Source organism: Streptomyces sp. NBC_00663 (assembly GCF_036226885.1).
Lineage (GTDB): Bacteria > Actinomycetota > Actinomycetes > Streptomycetales > Streptomycetaceae > Streptomyces.
The window spans coordinates 1,473,801-1,487,662 of the sequence record NZ_CP109027.1 but is presented as its reverse complement, the minus strand read 5'-3'; the positions used below and the strand labels follow the sequence as shown (position 1 = coordinate 1,487,662).

13 protein-coding genes and 1 pseudogene are annotated in these 13,862 nt (G+C 72.3%); 10 read left to right on the top strand and 4 right to left on the bottom strand.

What is annotated here, in order from left to right; genetic code table 11:
* Positions 1-12 precede the first annotated feature (12 nt).
* Both ddaH and OG866_RS06785 read right to left on the bottom strand, forming a co-directional pair.
* Positions 13-789 carry a dimethylargininase gene (gene ddaH / locus OG866_RS06790; protein WP_329332524.1) on the bottom strand — a complete coding sequence of 259 codons (777 nt, stop codon included), beginning with the start codon at positions 787-789 and terminating at the stop codon, positions 13-15.
* Positions 790-990: 201 nt separating this feature from the next.
* A complete protein-coding gene (locus OG866_RS06785; RefSeq protein WP_329332523.1) occupies positions 991-2,613 on the bottom strand; it encodes an ABC-F family ATP-binding cassette domain-containing protein in 1,623 nt (540 codons plus the stop codon).
* A 299-nt stretch (positions 2,614-2,912) separates the two neighbouring features.
* Between OG866_RS06785 and OG866_RS06780 the strand changes: the two genes are divergently transcribed.
* Positions 2,913-3,572 (top strand): GOLPH3/VPS74 family protein, encoded by a 660-nt coding sequence (locus tag OG866_RS06780; protein WP_329332522.1) that lies wholly within the window; start codon positions 2,913-2,915, stop codon positions 3,570-3,572.
* Between the two features lie 74 nt (positions 3,573-3,646).
* Entirely contained in the window at positions 3,647-4,498 is an 852-nt protein-coding gene (locus OG866_RS06775; RefSeq protein WP_329332521.1) for an isocitrate lyase/PEP mutase family protein, read from the top strand.
* A gap of 1 nt (position 4,499) precedes the next feature.
* Here OG866_RS06775 and OG866_RS06770 read toward each other — a convergent pair whose 3' ends face one another.
* Positions 4,500-4,916 (bottom strand): SsgA family sporulation/cell division regulator, encoded by a 417-nt coding sequence (locus OG866_RS06770; protein WP_329332520.1) that lies wholly within the window; start codon positions 4,914-4,916, stop codon positions 4,500-4,502.
* 325 nt (positions 4,917-5,241) lie between these two features.
* Between OG866_RS06770 and OG866_RS06765 the strand changes: the two genes are divergently transcribed.
* From OG866_RS06765 to OG866_RS06745, 5 genes and pseudogenes are all read left to right on the top strand, one after another.
* Positions 5,242-6,297 (top strand): WD40/YVTN/BNR-like repeat-containing protein, encoded by a 1,056-nt coding sequence (locus OG866_RS06765; RefSeq protein ID WP_329332519.1) that lies wholly within the window; start codon positions 5,242-5,244, stop codon positions 6,295-6,297.
* Between the two features lie 64 nt (positions 6,298-6,361).
* Positions 6,362-6,691, top strand: coding sequence for a plasmid stabilization protein (locus tag OG866_RS06760; protein ID WP_329332518.1), 330 nt, complete (start codon positions 6,362-6,364; stop codon positions 6,689-6,691).
* A gap of 38 nt (positions 6,692-6,729) precedes the next feature.
* Positions 6,730-7,413: pseudogene (locus OG866_RS06755) on the top strand (endonuclease V); the annotation flags it as partial.
* Positions 7,414-7,919: 506 nt separating this feature from the next.
* Positions 7,920-8,066 (top strand): morphogenic membrane protein MmpA, encoded by a 147-nt coding sequence (gene mmpA / locus OG866_RS06750; RefSeq protein WP_443063637.1) that lies wholly within the window; start codon positions 7,920-7,922, stop codon positions 8,064-8,066.
* A 56-nt stretch (positions 8,067-8,122) separates the two neighbouring features.
* Positions 8,123-8,779 carry a maleylpyruvate isomerase N-terminal domain-containing protein gene (locus OG866_RS06745; protein WP_329332516.1) on the top strand — a complete coding sequence of 219 codons (657 nt, stop codon included), beginning with the start codon at positions 8,123-8,125 and terminating at the stop codon, positions 8,777-8,779.
* A gap of 11 nt (positions 8,780-8,790) precedes the next feature.
* On the opposite strand, the gene OG866_RS06740 is transcribed toward OG866_RS06745, so the two are convergent.
* Positions 8,791-9,969: a saccharopine dehydrogenase family protein gene (locus tag OG866_RS06740; RefSeq protein WP_329332515.1), complete on the bottom strand. Its 1,179-nt coding sequence runs from the start codon at positions 9,967-9,969 to the stop codon at positions 8,791-8,793.
* A 201-nt stretch (positions 9,970-10,170) separates the two neighbouring features.
* Here OG866_RS06740 and OG866_RS06735 point away from each other — a divergent pair, with 201 nt between their 5' ends.
* The 3 genes from OG866_RS06735 (at position 10,171) to OG866_RS06725 (ending at position 13,826) form a co-directional block, all read left to right on the top strand.
* On the top strand, positions 10,171-11,310 hold the full coding sequence (locus tag OG866_RS06735; RefSeq protein WP_329332514.1) for a CaiB/BaiF CoA transferase family protein: 1,140 nt from the start codon (positions 10,171-10,173) through the stop codon (positions 11,308-11,310).
* A gap of 124 nt (positions 11,311-11,434) precedes the next feature.
* Positions 11,435-12,577, top strand: coding sequence for an acyl-CoA dehydrogenase family protein (locus tag OG866_RS06730; RefSeq protein WP_329332513.1), 1,143 nt, complete (start codon positions 11,435-11,437; stop codon positions 12,575-12,577).
* A gap of 34 nt (positions 12,578-12,611) precedes the next feature.
* Positions 12,612-13,826, top strand: coding sequence for an acetyl-CoA C-acetyltransferase (locus OG866_RS06725; protein WP_329332512.1), 1,215 nt, complete (start codon positions 12,612-12,614; stop codon positions 13,824-13,826).
* Positions 13,827-13,862: the final 36 nt, after the last annotated feature.

Below are 13,862 nucleotides of genomic sequence, written 5' to 3'. Positions count from 1 at the left end.
TCCGTTCACTCGTCAGGCGTACAGCTCCCGTACGCGGACCGAGAGGCATGTCACACACCCTTCGAGCTTCTCGAACTCGCTGATGTCGACCACGACCGGGTCGTGGCTGAGGTCGGCCAGCAGGTCGGCGGTCTTCGGGGCGCTCGCCGAGATCAGCAGCTTGTGACCGCCCAGGAGCACGACGTGACCGCCCGCCTCCTCCGGCACGGACAGGAAGCGCGGGAAGAGGGCGGGGCGGTCCACCTTCGGGATGTTCCCGATGACCGTCCCGTCGGGCAGCGCCGTCACCGCGGACTTCAGATGCAGCACCTTGGTCACCGGCACGGCGACGACCCGCGCCCCGAGCGGCTCGAAGGCGGCCCGCACCTGCTGGACGCCCGCCGCGTTGGTACGGCCGCCGCGGCCGACGTAGATGGTGTCGCCGACCTTGAGGACGTCACCGCCGTCCAGGGTGCCCGGCTCCCAGATCCAGTTCACCGAGCAGCCCAGCGAGGCCACGGCCTCCTCGACCCCGGCGGTCTCCTCGCGCCGCGACTCGGCGCCGGGCCGGGTGATCAGGGCGACGTTCTTGTACATGACGACCGTGTCCTCGACGAACACCGAGTCCGGGCAGTCGTCGGCCGGGTCCACCTCGATCGTCTCCCAGCCGTGGGCGCGCAGGGCCTCGGCGTACGCCTCCCACTGCTCGACCGCGAGATCGACGTCGACCTTCTCGCGCTCGAGGTGCGTCACCAGGCCTTCGGCGAGGCGCGGGCTGGGGCGGCGGATGAGGGCCTTCTTGCTGGGCACGAGGAACTCCGTAACGGCGGCAGGTGGCGGCGCCCCGGGAAAAGCGGCGCCGGTCCGCCATCATGCAGGGCGGGCCCGCGCACACAAAACCCCCGTCGCCAGGCTGTGGCCCTCCTGAGATACGCGGCGGTAACCACGCCCCGGAGGGGGGCCGTCGGTGACCTCGGCCGTCCCGAAGATCACCGACGGCGTCCCTCCGGACTAGGCAGGGTCCGCGAGCGCCTCCGGTGAGGTCTCCCGGAGCTCACCGTCCAGCAGCAGCCAGCGCGTGATGCCGATCGACTCCAGGAACGGCAGGTCGTGGCAGGCCACGATCAGCGCCCCCTCGTACGACTCCAGCGCGCTCGTCAACTGCCGCACGCTCGCCATGTCGAGGTTGTTCGTCGGCTCGTCCAGCATCAGCAGCTGCGGGGCCGGCTCCGCCAGCATCAGTGCCGCGAGCGTCGCCCGGAAGCGCTCGCCGCCGGACAGCGTCGCCGCCTTCTGGTCGGCCCGGGCGCCCCGGAACAGGAAGCGGGCCAGCCGCGCCCGCACCCGGTTGTTGGTGGCGTCCGGCGCGAACCGGGCCACGTTCTCGGCGACCGACAGCTCACCGTCGAGGACGTCGAGCCGTTGCGGCAAAAACCGCAGCGGCACGTGCGCGTGCGTCTCGCCCGACACCGGCGCCAGCTCGCCGGCGATCGTCCGCAGCAGCGTCGTCTTGCCCGCGCCGTTGCGCCCGACCAGCGCGACCCGCTCGGGACCGCGCAGATCGAAACCGCCCCGCACGCGCGCGCCGTAGGCCAGCTCCAGATCCATCAGGGTCAGCACGTCCCGGCCCGGGGGCACGGCCGTGTACGGCAGGTCGACGCGGATCTCGTCGTCGTCCCGTACGGCGTCCACCGCCTCGTCGAGTCGGTCCCTGGCCTCGGCGAGCTTCTCCTCGTGCATGATGCGGTGCTTGCCCGCGGAGACCTGGGCCGAGCGTTTCTTCAGTTTCATCACCGCCCTGGGCTCGCGCTTGTTGTCGTACATCTTGTTGGCGTACCGCGTGCGCTGCGCCAACTTCGAGTGCGCGTCGACGAGTTCACGCTTCTGCCGCTTCAGGTCGGCCTCCGCGACCCGCACCATCCGTTCCGCCGCCTCCTGTTCGGTGGCGAGAGCCGCCTCGTAGGCGGAGAAGTTGCCGCCGTACCAGGTCACCTCTCCGGAGCGCAGATCGGCGATCTGGTCGACGAGGTCGAGGAGTTCACGGTCATGGCTGACGACGACCATGACACCGGACCAGGACGCGACGGCCGCGTACAGCCGCCTGCGCGCGTACAGGTCCAGGTTGTTGGTCGGCTCGTCCAGGAGCAGTACGTCCGGGCGGCGCAGCAGCAGCGCGGCCAGCCGCAGCAGCACCGACTCGCCGCCCGAGACCTCGCCGACGGTGCGGTCCAGGCCGATGCGGCCGAGGCCGAGTTCGCCGAGCGTGGCCAGGGCGCGTTCCTCCACGTCCCAGTCGTCGCCGACAGTCTCGAAGTGCTCCTCGGCCACGTCGCCCGCCTCGATGGCGTGCAGCGCGGCCCGCTGTGCGGCGATGCCGAGCACGTCGTCGACCCGCAGCGCGGTGTCGAGCGTGACGTTCTGCGGCAGGTAACCCACCTCGCCGGCGACGCGGACGGCGCCGTCGGCCGGGGTGAGTTCACCGGCGATCAGCTTCAACAGGGTGGACTTCCCGGACCCGTTGACGCCGACGAGGCCTGTACGGCCGGGGCCGAAGGCGATGTCGAGGTCGTCGAAGACGGGGGTGCCGTCGGGCCAGGCGAAGGCGAGGGACGTACAGGAGAGGGAAGTAGACATGCGGGCCTCGCGGTTGCTTGATGCGGTCAGGGGCACACGCGTATCGAGAACACCTGCGACCACAGGGAGGCTCCGCGGGCAGAGCGGGGGCATGAGAAAAGCCCCTGCACCGGAGGACGGCTCGAACGCCGAGGTCGCACGCAGCGCACACACCACAGATGTGTGTGACGCGGTGTCTCATGACCTCAGAGGAGCAACGTCCTTCTCCGATCGACGGCAGCAGAAGCGTTCTACACCGTAGGAGCCGGGCTCCGGGCGGTCAACCGCATTAACCTGAATCCCGATCTAGAGGAGGCCCCGTGCCCGACGGCTCGCTGTCACTGCCCGCCCGGCTCTACCTGCTGGCCTGGGACACCACCAGGAACGAGCTCACCGGCGAGCCTCACCTCCACCACCTGGTGCGGGCCGGAGCCCTCACCGAGCTGGCCCAGCGCGAGCTTCTCGTCGACGACGACGGCATCGCCACCCCGGCCGACATGGACTCCCGCACCGGGGACGCCGTCCTCGACGGGCTCCTGGAGCTCGTACGGGAGTCCCGGCCGCACCACTGGCGCGGCTGGGTGCCGCTGCACGCGCGCGTGACGCTCGACGCCGTACGGGAGCAGCTGGCCGCCGAGGGGTACCTCCGCGCGGAGAAGCGTCGGGTCCTCGCGCTCTTCCCGACCGTCGAGTACGTCCTGGAGCGCGTCGCCGCGGTGGGCGCGCTGCGCGAGCGGGCCCGGCAGGTCCTCGAAGGGCCGGTGCGTACGGCGGAGGTCTCCGCCCGCGACGCGGCGCTGGTCACCCTGGCCGCCGCGGCCGAACTCCGCACCCTGGTGCCCCGTGAGGAACGCGGCCTGCACAAGGACCGTCTGGCCGAACTGGCCGAGCGGAGCGGGGCGGCGGGGCCGGCGATGCGGAAGGTGGGGGAGGAGCTGCGGGCGGCGCTGACGAACGCGGCCGCCCCGACAGGCGCCTGACCTCCCTAGGGCCTCGCACGTCGACGTCGGTTTCCTGCCAGCCCCGTCCCGCCCCCGCTGCTTGAGTGAACGCCATGACGAAGCAGACCTCCCCGCGCGAGCGCGCCCTCGCCTTCCACGCCCTGCACGTCCCCGGGCGTCCGCTGATCCTGCCGAACGCTTGGGACACGGCGAGCGCCCGGATCGTCGAGGACGCCGGAGCCGCGGCCGTCGCGACCACCAGCGCGGGGCTCGCCTGGGGCCTCGGAGCGGCGGACGGCGACCGGGTGGACCGGGAGCGGGCCCTCGCGGTCGTCGCGGACATCGCCGCCACCGTGGACGTACCGGTCAGCGCGGACGTCGAGAGCGGCTTCGCCGCGGACCCGGAGGGCGTCGCCGACACGATCCGCGCGGTCCTCGCGGCGGGCGCGGTCGGCGTGAACATCGAGGACGCCCTCCACGAGCCCTACGAGGAGGGCGCGGGACCGCTGCGGGACGTCACCGAGCAGGCCGAGCGGATCGCCGCCGCGCGCGCCGCCGCCGACGCGGCGGACGTGCCGCTGTTCGTCAACGCCCGCATCGACACGTTTGTGCGGGCAGCCGGGGGAGTGGACCTCACCCTGGAGCGGGCCGCCGCCTTCCGGGCCGCGGGCGCCGACGGGATCTTCGTCCCCGGGGCCGTCGACCCGGGAACCGTGAAGGAGCTTGTCGACGGTGTCGACGGCCCCCTGAACATCATGGTCGGCCCCGGCGCCCCACCGGTCGCCGAACTGGCGGCGCTCGGCGTCGCGCGCGTGAGCGCGGGCGCGAGCATCCCGCTGGCCGCGCACGCCCTGGTGCGCCGCGCCGCGCGGGAGCTGCTGGGCGCGGGCACGTACGCGTCGCTGGCCGACGCGTACGACTACGGCGAGCTCAACGCGCTGCTGGGCGGGGAGCGTCGGCGCTAGCTCAGCAGGCGTCCCGCATCAGCTCGGCCAGCTGCTGGTCCAGGTCGAGCTGGAGATGCTCCAGCCCGACGGGCACCAGCTCGGCCGTCGCCTCCAGGAAACGCCGCAACTCACCCGAGCGGACGTGCACGACGGCGGTGCCCTCGGGGGCGTGGAACTCCAGGACGGTGCGGTCGTAGCCGTACGGCCGTACCCGCACGTCGCCGTGGCCCTCGGAGTCCTTCATGCCGGCGGCGAGGAGTTCGCGGGAGAACGTCCAGCAGACCTCCACGCCCTCCAGGGTGGCCGGGGCGGGGAAGGTCATACGGACGGCGAACGGATCGCGCCGGTCGTAGTGCAGCGTGGCGGGAATGCTCGGCATCCGCGGTGCGGCGGCGACGAGGCGGGCCTCTACGGGCTGCTCGATGACGGTGGACAACGCCTTGCTCCCTTGTGACGGCGGACTGACGGCTGAACTGACTTCCGGGCGGGCGGATGGGGCCGGCTACTGGAAGAGACGCCGGAATCGGCCCATCCGTGCACACCGGATGCGAGTGACCTCGGTCACCGCCTTTCATGCACAGGAGTGACGCAGCCGACCTCCCGTGTCAGGAAGGGCGCTTGTGGCGACCAGGACCCCATCTGGACGCCCACGCGCGCGTGGGCTAGCTTCGCCCGCCATGAGGCGCTTGGGGAACACGCGAGGAACGCGACGGACGGCACGTACGACCCGCACGACCCGCACGACACACACCGGGACCCGGGTGGCCGCGGCAGTGGCCTGCGCGGCGGCGCTCGCCGCGCTGACGGCCGTACCCGCACAGGCGCACGCACCGCAGCACCGGGCGCCGCACTGGGAACTGAAGGACAGCGGCACCCCCGACGTGCGGTTCCGGGGCCTGTCCGCCGTCAGCCGTACGACCGCCTGGGTGGCCGGCACCCAGGGCACCGTCCTGCGCACCACCGACGGCGGCGCGAGCTGGCGAAATGTCTCTCCGCCGGGCGTGTCCGACCTCCAGTTCCGGGACATCGAGGCCTTCGACGCGCGGCGCGCGGTCGTCCTCGCGATCGGCGAGGGCGAGGCGTCCCGGGTGTACCGCACCGACGACGGCGGGGCCACCTGGACCGAGTCCTTCCGCAACACCGACGCACGGGCCTTCTACGACTGCCTCACCTTCCTCGACGGCCGGCACGGCCTCGCGATGAGCGACCCCGTGGACGGGAAGTTCCGCATCCTTTCGACGAGCGACGGCGGACGCTCCTGGAAGGTGCTGCCGAGTGAGGGCATGCCGGCCGCGCTGGACGGCGAGGCCGGGTTCGCCGCGAGCGGCCAGTGCCTGGTCGGTTCCGGGCCCAAGGACGTCTGGCTCGCCACCGGCGGAGCGGCACGCGCGCGCGTGCTCCACTCCTCGGACCGTGGCCTGACCTGGACGGCCACCGACACCCCGATCCCGGCGGGCGACCCCGCCAAGGGCGTCTTCGCGCTCGCCTTCCGCGACCGTACGCACGGTCTCGCGGTGGGCGGCGACTACCGCGCGGACCAGTCGTCCCCGCAGGCCGGCGCGGTGACGAAGGACGGCGGCCGCACCTGGCAGCCCGCCGCCACACCCCCGCCCGCCTACCGCTCCGGCGTCGCCTGGCTCCCGCACAGCCGCACCGCCGCCCTCGCGGTCGGCCCCACCGGCACCGACCTGACGACCGACGGCGGGCGCACCTGGCGCACGGTCGACACGGGCTCGTACGACACCGTGGACTGCACCCCCGACCTGGGCTGCTGGGCGGCCGGCGAGAAGGGACGGGTGGCCCGGCTGGAGAGCTGAGCGCGGATGTGGGTACCCGGTCGCCGAATGCGAAGGACTGTGAGTGCGAAAGGAGTGAGCGCACATGCCACGCGGTTCCAGTCCCAAGCGGGAGCGGCAGTACGAGCACATCAAGGAGAGCGCGCAGGACAGGGGCGAGAGCACGAAGCGCGCTGAGGAGATCGCCGCGCGCACGGTCAACAAGGAACGCGCCCGCTCCGGCGAGTCCAAGACCGCGAGCCGCACCTCCACGCAGGACATGTCGTCCGGCAAGCGGGGCGGACAGCGGTCCGGCAAGGGCTCCCAGGGCCCGACCTACGACCAGCTCTACGAGGAGGCCAAGCGCCGCAACATCAGCGGGCGTTCGGACATGAACAAGAGCCAGCTGAAGCAGGCGCTCGGCGGAAAGAGCTGACCGGAGCCCGTGGCGGAGTGCGTACGCTCGTCGACATCATGACGACCGTACGCATTCCCGCGGGCTGGCCCGCGACCGAGGACGAGGCCCGCGCCGTACAGGACGAGTTGCGGACGAAGGTGGTGCTGGACGAGCCCGGCCCGCCGCCCGGAACAGGCCGGGTGACCGGCGTCGACGTGGCCTACGACGACGAGCGGGACGTCGTCGTGGCCGCGGCGGTCGTCCTGGACGCGGCGACCCTGGAGGTCGTCGCGGAGGCCACGGCCGTCGGCCGCATCTCCTTCCCGTACGTCCCGGGCCTGCTTGCCTTCCGCGAGATCCCCACGGTCCTGGCCGCCCTCTCCTCCCTCCCCTGCCCACCCGGTCTGATCGTCTGCGACGGCTACGGCCTCGCCCACCCCCGCCGCTTCGGCCTCGCCAGCCACCTGGGCGTCCTCACGGACCTGCCCACGATCGGCGTCGCGAAGAATCCGTTCACCTTCACCTACGACGATCCGGCCACCCCGCGCGGCAGCACCACCCCCCTCCTGGCGGGCCCCGACGAGGTCGGCCGAGCCGTCCGCACCCGCGACTCCGTCAAGCCGGTCTTCGTCTCCGTGGGCCACCGCGTCACCCTGCCCAGCGCCTGCGCCCATACCCTGGCCCTGACCCCCGAGTACCGCCTCCCGGAGACGACCCGGCGCGCGGACGCCCTGTGCCGCAGCGCACTGAAGGAGGCGACACGGGTCAGGAACCCGCAGGCCGAACGCGCGGCGGCCGATCCGGAGCGAAGCTGGGGCCGCACCGTGTACGAACGCCAGGCCGACCCGGTGGGCTGGGCGGGCCGCGTGTTGGAGGCGGCGGCACCGGCGTCGCGCCGGACGCCGGAGATCGAGGCGGCGTTGCGGATGGCGGGCGACCGCGACCAGTGGCACCGAGGGCGTGAGGTCTTCGAACTGGTCCGTGCCGGCACCCCGTGCGAGGGGCTCACACTGGAGGAGCGGTCGCTGTTCCGCCTTGCCGAAGTCGTCGCCAAGGTCGCACACAACGCGGCCGGACCGCCCCCGTACTTCGACCATCACGCAGGCTGGCAGATCGGGCCGCTCGCCCGGCGCAGCGTCGCCGGCGACCCCGCGGCGCACGCGCGCGTGGAGGCCGTACTCGGTCACTGAGTACGCGAACTGAGTATCTGTACGGATGTGGACCCGGCCGCATGATCGGCAGGCTGTGCCGCATGACGACGCACCGTATGCCCCGCCACCGCTCCCCGAAGCCCCTCGCCGACCCCGACCGGCCCGTCGAGCGGGCCGTGATGGCCGGACTCATCCTGGCCGTGCTGGCGGGCCTCGCGTGGATCTGCGGAATGATCTACACGGTGGCCACCTGGCCGCTGTAGGGCGCGCCCGGCAATTCGCTTGTCGGGGCTTCCGGCGCCCGGCTAGCTTGCCGAGGGTGGATCTCTTCTCGCGCTCCTGGACCGCGCTGCGCACGGCCGTCGCGGAACTGCCGGACAAGGACTTCGAACAGCCGTCCGGCTGTGCCGGGTGGCTGGTACGGGACCTCGTGTGCCATCTGGTCATCGACGCCCAGGACGTGCTGATCACCCTCGTGACGCCCGCCGACTCGCAAGCGACCGCCGACGCCGTGACCTATTGGCACGTCTCCGACGAGGCGCCCACCGGGGACGACCCGCTCGACGCGCTCATCGTCCGGCTCGCCGCCGCGTACGAGGAGGCCGGTCTGCTCAGGTTCCACCTCGACGACGTCGGTTCCGCCGCCGGCCGCGCGGCCCGACTCGCCGACCCCGTCGCCCTGGTGCGCACCCAGGACATGGTCCTCACCGTGGGCGACTACCTCGACGCCTATGTCCTGGAGTGGACGCTGCACCACCTCGATCTGATCGCTCACCTCCCGGGCACGCCGGGACCGCCGAGCGAGGGGCTGGCGCGGTCCCGCGCGCTGCTGGAGCAGATCGCCGGGGCCGCGTTCCCCGCCTCGTTCACCGACCCGGGCGTCCTGCTCGTCGGCACCGGCCGCCGCCCGCCCACGGACGCGGAGCGGGCCGAGCTGGGTGAGCTGGAGAAGAGGTTGCCGCTGATTCTGGGCTGAGCCGGCCGCCGCTACCTGCTCCGCGCCACCCGGAACACGATGCCGGCCGCCCGCAGCCGCTCGATCAGCGCGTCGCCCATCGCCACCGCCGTGGTGACCTGCCCGGCCGTCGCCGGAAGGTCGTCGAAGGCGAGGCAGAGCGCCGCCTCGGCGAACATCTTCGCCGTCTCGTCGTAGCCCGGGTCCCCGCCCGCGACCTCGGTGAAGACCTGCCGGCCGCCGCCCTCGCCCACGAACCGCACCGTGAACCAGCTCTTCGCCCGCTTCTCCGCGCTCGGCCCGTCCCCGGGCTTGAGCCGGTCGGACAACCAGCGCCGCGCGGGCGGCAGTTGGGCCGCCGTGAACAGCGCGGCGACTCCCGCCACCCCGCCGAGCGCGATCGGCAGCCGCCGTACGGCCGCGTAGTGGCGGTAGCGGAAGTCGGGGCCGTAACGGTCCAGCGCCCTGGCCGACCGGCCCACGATCTGCGCGTCGATCGTCGGCAGTGGCAGCGCCCAGGCGCCGACCTCCCCGGCGAACCGCGGCGCGCCGTTCGGCGTCGTGGCCCGCCGCCCCACCAGTCGGGGCTCGTGCCGCCTCCGGTCCCGCGCGGCGGCCAGCATCTGCCGACCGCGCGCGAACTGGTTGAGCGCCGAGGCGAACGTACCGCCGGAGAACGTCGCGTCCGCCGTCACGAACCCGTCCACCCGCAGCGGCACCCCCTCCGGCAGTTGCCGCACCGTGAAGTACGCGCCCAGGTCGTGCGGCACCGAGTCGAATCCGCACGCGTGCACCAGCCGCGCCCCGGTCTCCCGCGCGCGTGCGTCATGGCGGATGTACATCAGGTCCACGAACTCCGGCTCACCGGTGAGGTCGAGATAGTCCGCGCCCGTCTCGGCGCAGGCGGCGACCAGCTCCTCGCCGTACGTCACGTAGGGGCCCACCGTCGTGGCCACCACGCGCGCGTGCTCGGCGAGCGCTCGCAGCGAGGCCGGATCGGCCACGTCGGCCCGCAGCACCCCGATCTCCGCGCCGCCCGGCAGCCGCTCGCGCAGCGCATCGAGCTTCTCCTCGCTGCGGCCGGCGATCGCCCAGCGCAGCCCTTCGGGCGCGTGCGCGGCGAGGTACTCGGCGGTGAGCGTCCCCACGAAACCCGTCGCTCCGAAGAGCACGATGTCGTACGGACGGTCCGCCCTGTTCAGCCTGCTCATGACACCCCTCGTCCCGCATCACGTGCCGTTGTCGGTGGCCGAGGCTAGCGTGACCGGGGAAATGCACGGACAGTGACCCATCGGTAAATTGGCTAAGCGCTTGCTCGTTCAGGTCTTGTGCCCGGTGGATCGGGTTCTTAGCATCACTGGTGTTACATCAGTTGTGTCACGCCCTCGGGGGCAGGACGGCATGGGGGCTGGATGACCACGGCAACGACGCCAGGGCAGGGCCCGCTGACCGGTGTGCGCGTGCTCGAACTCGCCGGCATCGGACCGGGCCCGTTCGCCGCCATGCTCCTCGCCGACCTCGGCGCCGACGTCGTCCGGGTGGACCGGCCCGGCGGACCGGGACTCGCGATCGACCCGGCGTACGACGTCACCAACCGCAACAAGCGCTCGGTGGTCGTCGACCTCAAGGCCCCCGACGGCGCCGCCCGCGTCCTCGACCTCGCCGCCCACGCCGACATCCTCGTCGAGGGTTACCGCCCCGGCGTCGCCGAGCGGCTCGGCGTCGGCCCCGAGGCCTGCCACGCCCGCAACGCCGGGCTCGTCTACGGCCGTATGACCGGGTGGGGTCAGGACGGGCCGCTCGCCCGGCGCGCCGGGCACGACATCGCCTACATCGCCCTCACCGGCACCCTCGGCATGATCGGCGACCCCGGGCAGCCCCCGGCCGTCCCCGCCAACCTCCTCGGCGACTACGCGGGCGGCTCCCTGTACCTCGTCGTCGGCGTCCTCGCCGCCCTCCACCACGCGCGTGCGACCGGCGTCGGCCAGGTCGTCGACGCCGCCATCGTCGACGGCACCTCCCACCTCGCCGCGATGATCCACGGCATGGTCGCGGCGGGCGGCTGGCAGGACCGGCGCGGCGCCAACCTCCTCGACGGCGGCTGCCCGTACTACGGCACCTACGAGACCGCCGACGGCCGGCACATGGCCGTCGGCGCGCTGGAGCCGCAGTTCTACGACCAGTTCGTACGGGTTCTCGGCATCCCCGAGCACGCCGAGGCCCGCAAGGACTGGACCCGCTGGGGCGAACTGCGCGAGGCCGTCGCCGCCCGCTTCAAGTCCCGTACCCGGGACGAATGGACGGCCGCCTTCGACGGTACCGACGCCTGCGTGGCGCCGGTCCTGTCGCTGACCGAGGCCCCGCACCACCCGCACCTCGCCGCCCGCGGCACCTTCACCGACCACGGCGGTATCACCCAGCCCGCTCCGGCACCCCGCTTCTCGGCGACCCCGACGACGGTCCGCAGCGGCCCGGCACAGCCCGGCGCCGACACCGAGGACGTGGCGCGCGACTGGGACGTGCCGGACCTCGTGAAGGACGAGAACCGATGAGGGGGCGGCAACCGATGAAGGGGCAGAAGCCCATGAACGGCCGCAAGCCCCTGAGCGGTCAGAAGCCCATGAGCGGTCAGAAGTCCATGACCGCTCAGGAATCCACGAAAGGCCTCGACACGGAATGAAGCGGCAGATCTTCGCCCCCGAGCACGACGCGTTCCGCGACACCGTGCGCGCCTTCCTGGACCGGGAGGTGCTGCCGCACTACGCGCAGTGGGAGACGGACGGCATCGTCTCCCGCGACGCCTGGCGCGCGGCCGGCAAGCAGGGCCTGCTCGGACTCGCCGTGCCCGAGGAGTACGGCGGAGGCGGCACCGCCGATTTCCGCTACGCCGCGGTCCTCGCCGAGGAGTTCACGCGCGCGGGCGCCCCCGGCCTCGCCCTCGGCCTGCACAACGACATCATCGGCCCCTATCTGACCGGCCTGGCCACCGACGAACAGCGCCGCCGCTGGCTGCCCGGCTTCTGCGACGGCACACTGATCACCGCCATCGCCATGACCGAGCCCGGCGCCGGCTCCGACCTCCAGGGCATCCGCACGCACGCGGAGGACCGCGGCGACCACTGGATCCTCAACGGTTCCAAGACGTTCATCTCCAACGGCATCCTCGCCGACCTGGTGATCGTCGTCGCGAGGACCACCCCGGAGGGCGGCGCCCACGGCCTGTCCCTGCTGGTCGTCGAGCGTGGCACGGACGGCTTCGAGCGCGGCCGCAACCTCGACAAGATCGGCCAGAAGGCGCAGGACACGGCCGAGTTGTTCTTCCACGACGTCCGGGTGCCCAAGGAGAACCTCCTCGGCGAGCTCAACGGCGCGTTCCTGCACCTGATGACGAACCTCGCCCAGGAGCGCCTCAGCATCGCCGTCGCCGCGATCGCCGCCGCCGAGCACCTCCTGGAGATCACCACGGAGTACGTCAAGGAGCGCGAGGCCTTCGGCCGGCCCCTCGCCACCAAGCAGCACATCCGGTTCGAGATCGCCGAGATGGCCACCGAGTGCGCCGTCACCCGCACGTTCCTCGACCGCTGCATCGAGGATCACTCGAACGGGGAGCTCGACGCCGTCCACGCCTCCATGGCCAAGTGGTGGGCGACCGAACTACAGAAGCGGGTCGCCGACCGGTGTCTGCAACTGCACGGCGGCTACGGCTACATGAGCGAATATCCGGTCGCCCGGGCCTTCACCGACGGCCGCATACAGACGATCTACGGCGGTACGACCGAGATCATGAAGGAGATCATCGGCCGTTCCCTGCTGGGCTGACCCTCACCCTCGACCACCCCCGAAAGGCCACCCTGTGAGCACCGAAGCGTATGTGTACGACGCGATCCGCACCCCGCGCGGCCGTGGCAAGGCGAACGGCGCCCTGCACGGCACCAAGCCCATCGACCTGGTCATCGGACTCATCCACGAGATCCGCGACCGCTTCCCGGGCCTCGACCCGGCCGCGATCGACGACATCGTGCTCGGCGTGGTCGGCCCGGTCGGCGACCAGGGCTCCGACATCGCCCGCATCGCCGCCGTCGCGGCCGGACTGCCGGACACGGTCGCGGGCGTGCAGGAGAACCGCTTCTGTGCCTCGGGCCTGGAGGCCGTCAACATGGCCGCGATGAAGGTCCGTTCCGGCTGGGAGGACCTCGTTCTCGCGGGCGGCGTCGAGTCGATGTCCCGAGTGCCGATGGCCTCGGACGGCGGCGCCTGGTTCAACGACCCGATGACCAACCTCGCCGTGAACTTCGTGCCGCAGGGCATCGGCGCCGACCTCATCGCCACCATCGAGGGCTTCTCACGGCGGGACGTCGACGAGTACGCGGCGCTGTCGCAGGAGCGTGCGGCCACCGCCATGAAGGAGGGCCGCTTCGAGCGGTCCGTGGTCCCGGTCACGGACCGCAGCGGCCTCGTCGTCCTGGACCACGACGAGTTCCCGCGTCCCGGCACCACCGCCGACTCCCTCGCCAAGCTCAAGCCGTCCTTCGCGGACATCGGTGACCTCGGCGGCTTCGACGCGGTGGCCCTCCAGAAGTACCACTGGGTCGAGAAGATCGACCACGTCCACCACGCGGGCAACTCCTCCGGCATCGTCGACGGCGCCTCCCTGGTCGCCATCGGCTCGAAGGAGGTCGGCGAGCGCTACGGCCTCACCCCGCGCGCGCGGATCGTCTCCGCGGCCGTCTCCGGCTCCGAGCCCACCATCATGCTCACCGGCCCCGCCCCCGCGACCCGCAAGGCCCTCGCCAAGGCCGGGCTGACCATCGACGACATCGACCTCGTCGAGATCAACGAGGCCTTCGCGGCGGTCGTCCTGCGCTTCGTGCGGGACATGGGCCTGTCCCTGGACAAGGTCAACGTCAACGGCGGCGCCATCGCGCTCGGCCACCCCCTGGGCGCCACCGGCGCCATGATCCTCGGCTCGCTGATCGACGAACTCGAGCGCCAGGACAAGCGGTACGGCCTCGCCACGCTCTGCGTGGGCGGTGGCATGGGCATCGCCACCATCGTCGAGCGCATCTGACCCCCTCCCGACGGACACGACGGATCACACGGAGCA

Coding starts and splice junctions, on each gene's coding strand:
- OG866_RS06785 (WP_329332523.1), bottom strand. CDS start 2,613: ATGTCTACTTCCCTCTCCTGTACGTCCCTCGCCTTCGCCTGGCCCGAC.
- OG866_RS06775 (WP_329332521.1), top strand. CDS start 3,647: ATGACGAAGCAGACCTCCCCGCGCGAGCGCGCCCTCGCCTTCCACGCC.
- OG866_RS06760 (WP_329332518.1), top strand. CDS start 6,362: ATGCCACGCGGTTCCAGTCCCAAGCGGGAGCGGCAGTACGAGCACATC.
- mmpA (WP_443063637.1), top strand. CDS start 7,920: ATGCCCCGCCACCGCTCCCCGAAGCCCCTCGCCGACCCCGACCGGCCC.
- OG866_RS06740 (WP_329332515.1), bottom strand. CDS start 9,969: ATGAGCAGGCTGAACAGGGCGGACCGTCCGTACGACATCGTGCTCTTC.
- OG866_RS06735 (WP_329332514.1), top strand. CDS start 10,171: ATGACCACGGCAACGACGCCAGGGCAGGGCCCGCTGACCGGTGTGCGC.
- OG866_RS06730 (WP_329332513.1), top strand. CDS start 11,435: ATGAAGCGGCAGATCTTCGCCCCCGAGCACGACGCGTTCCGCGACACC.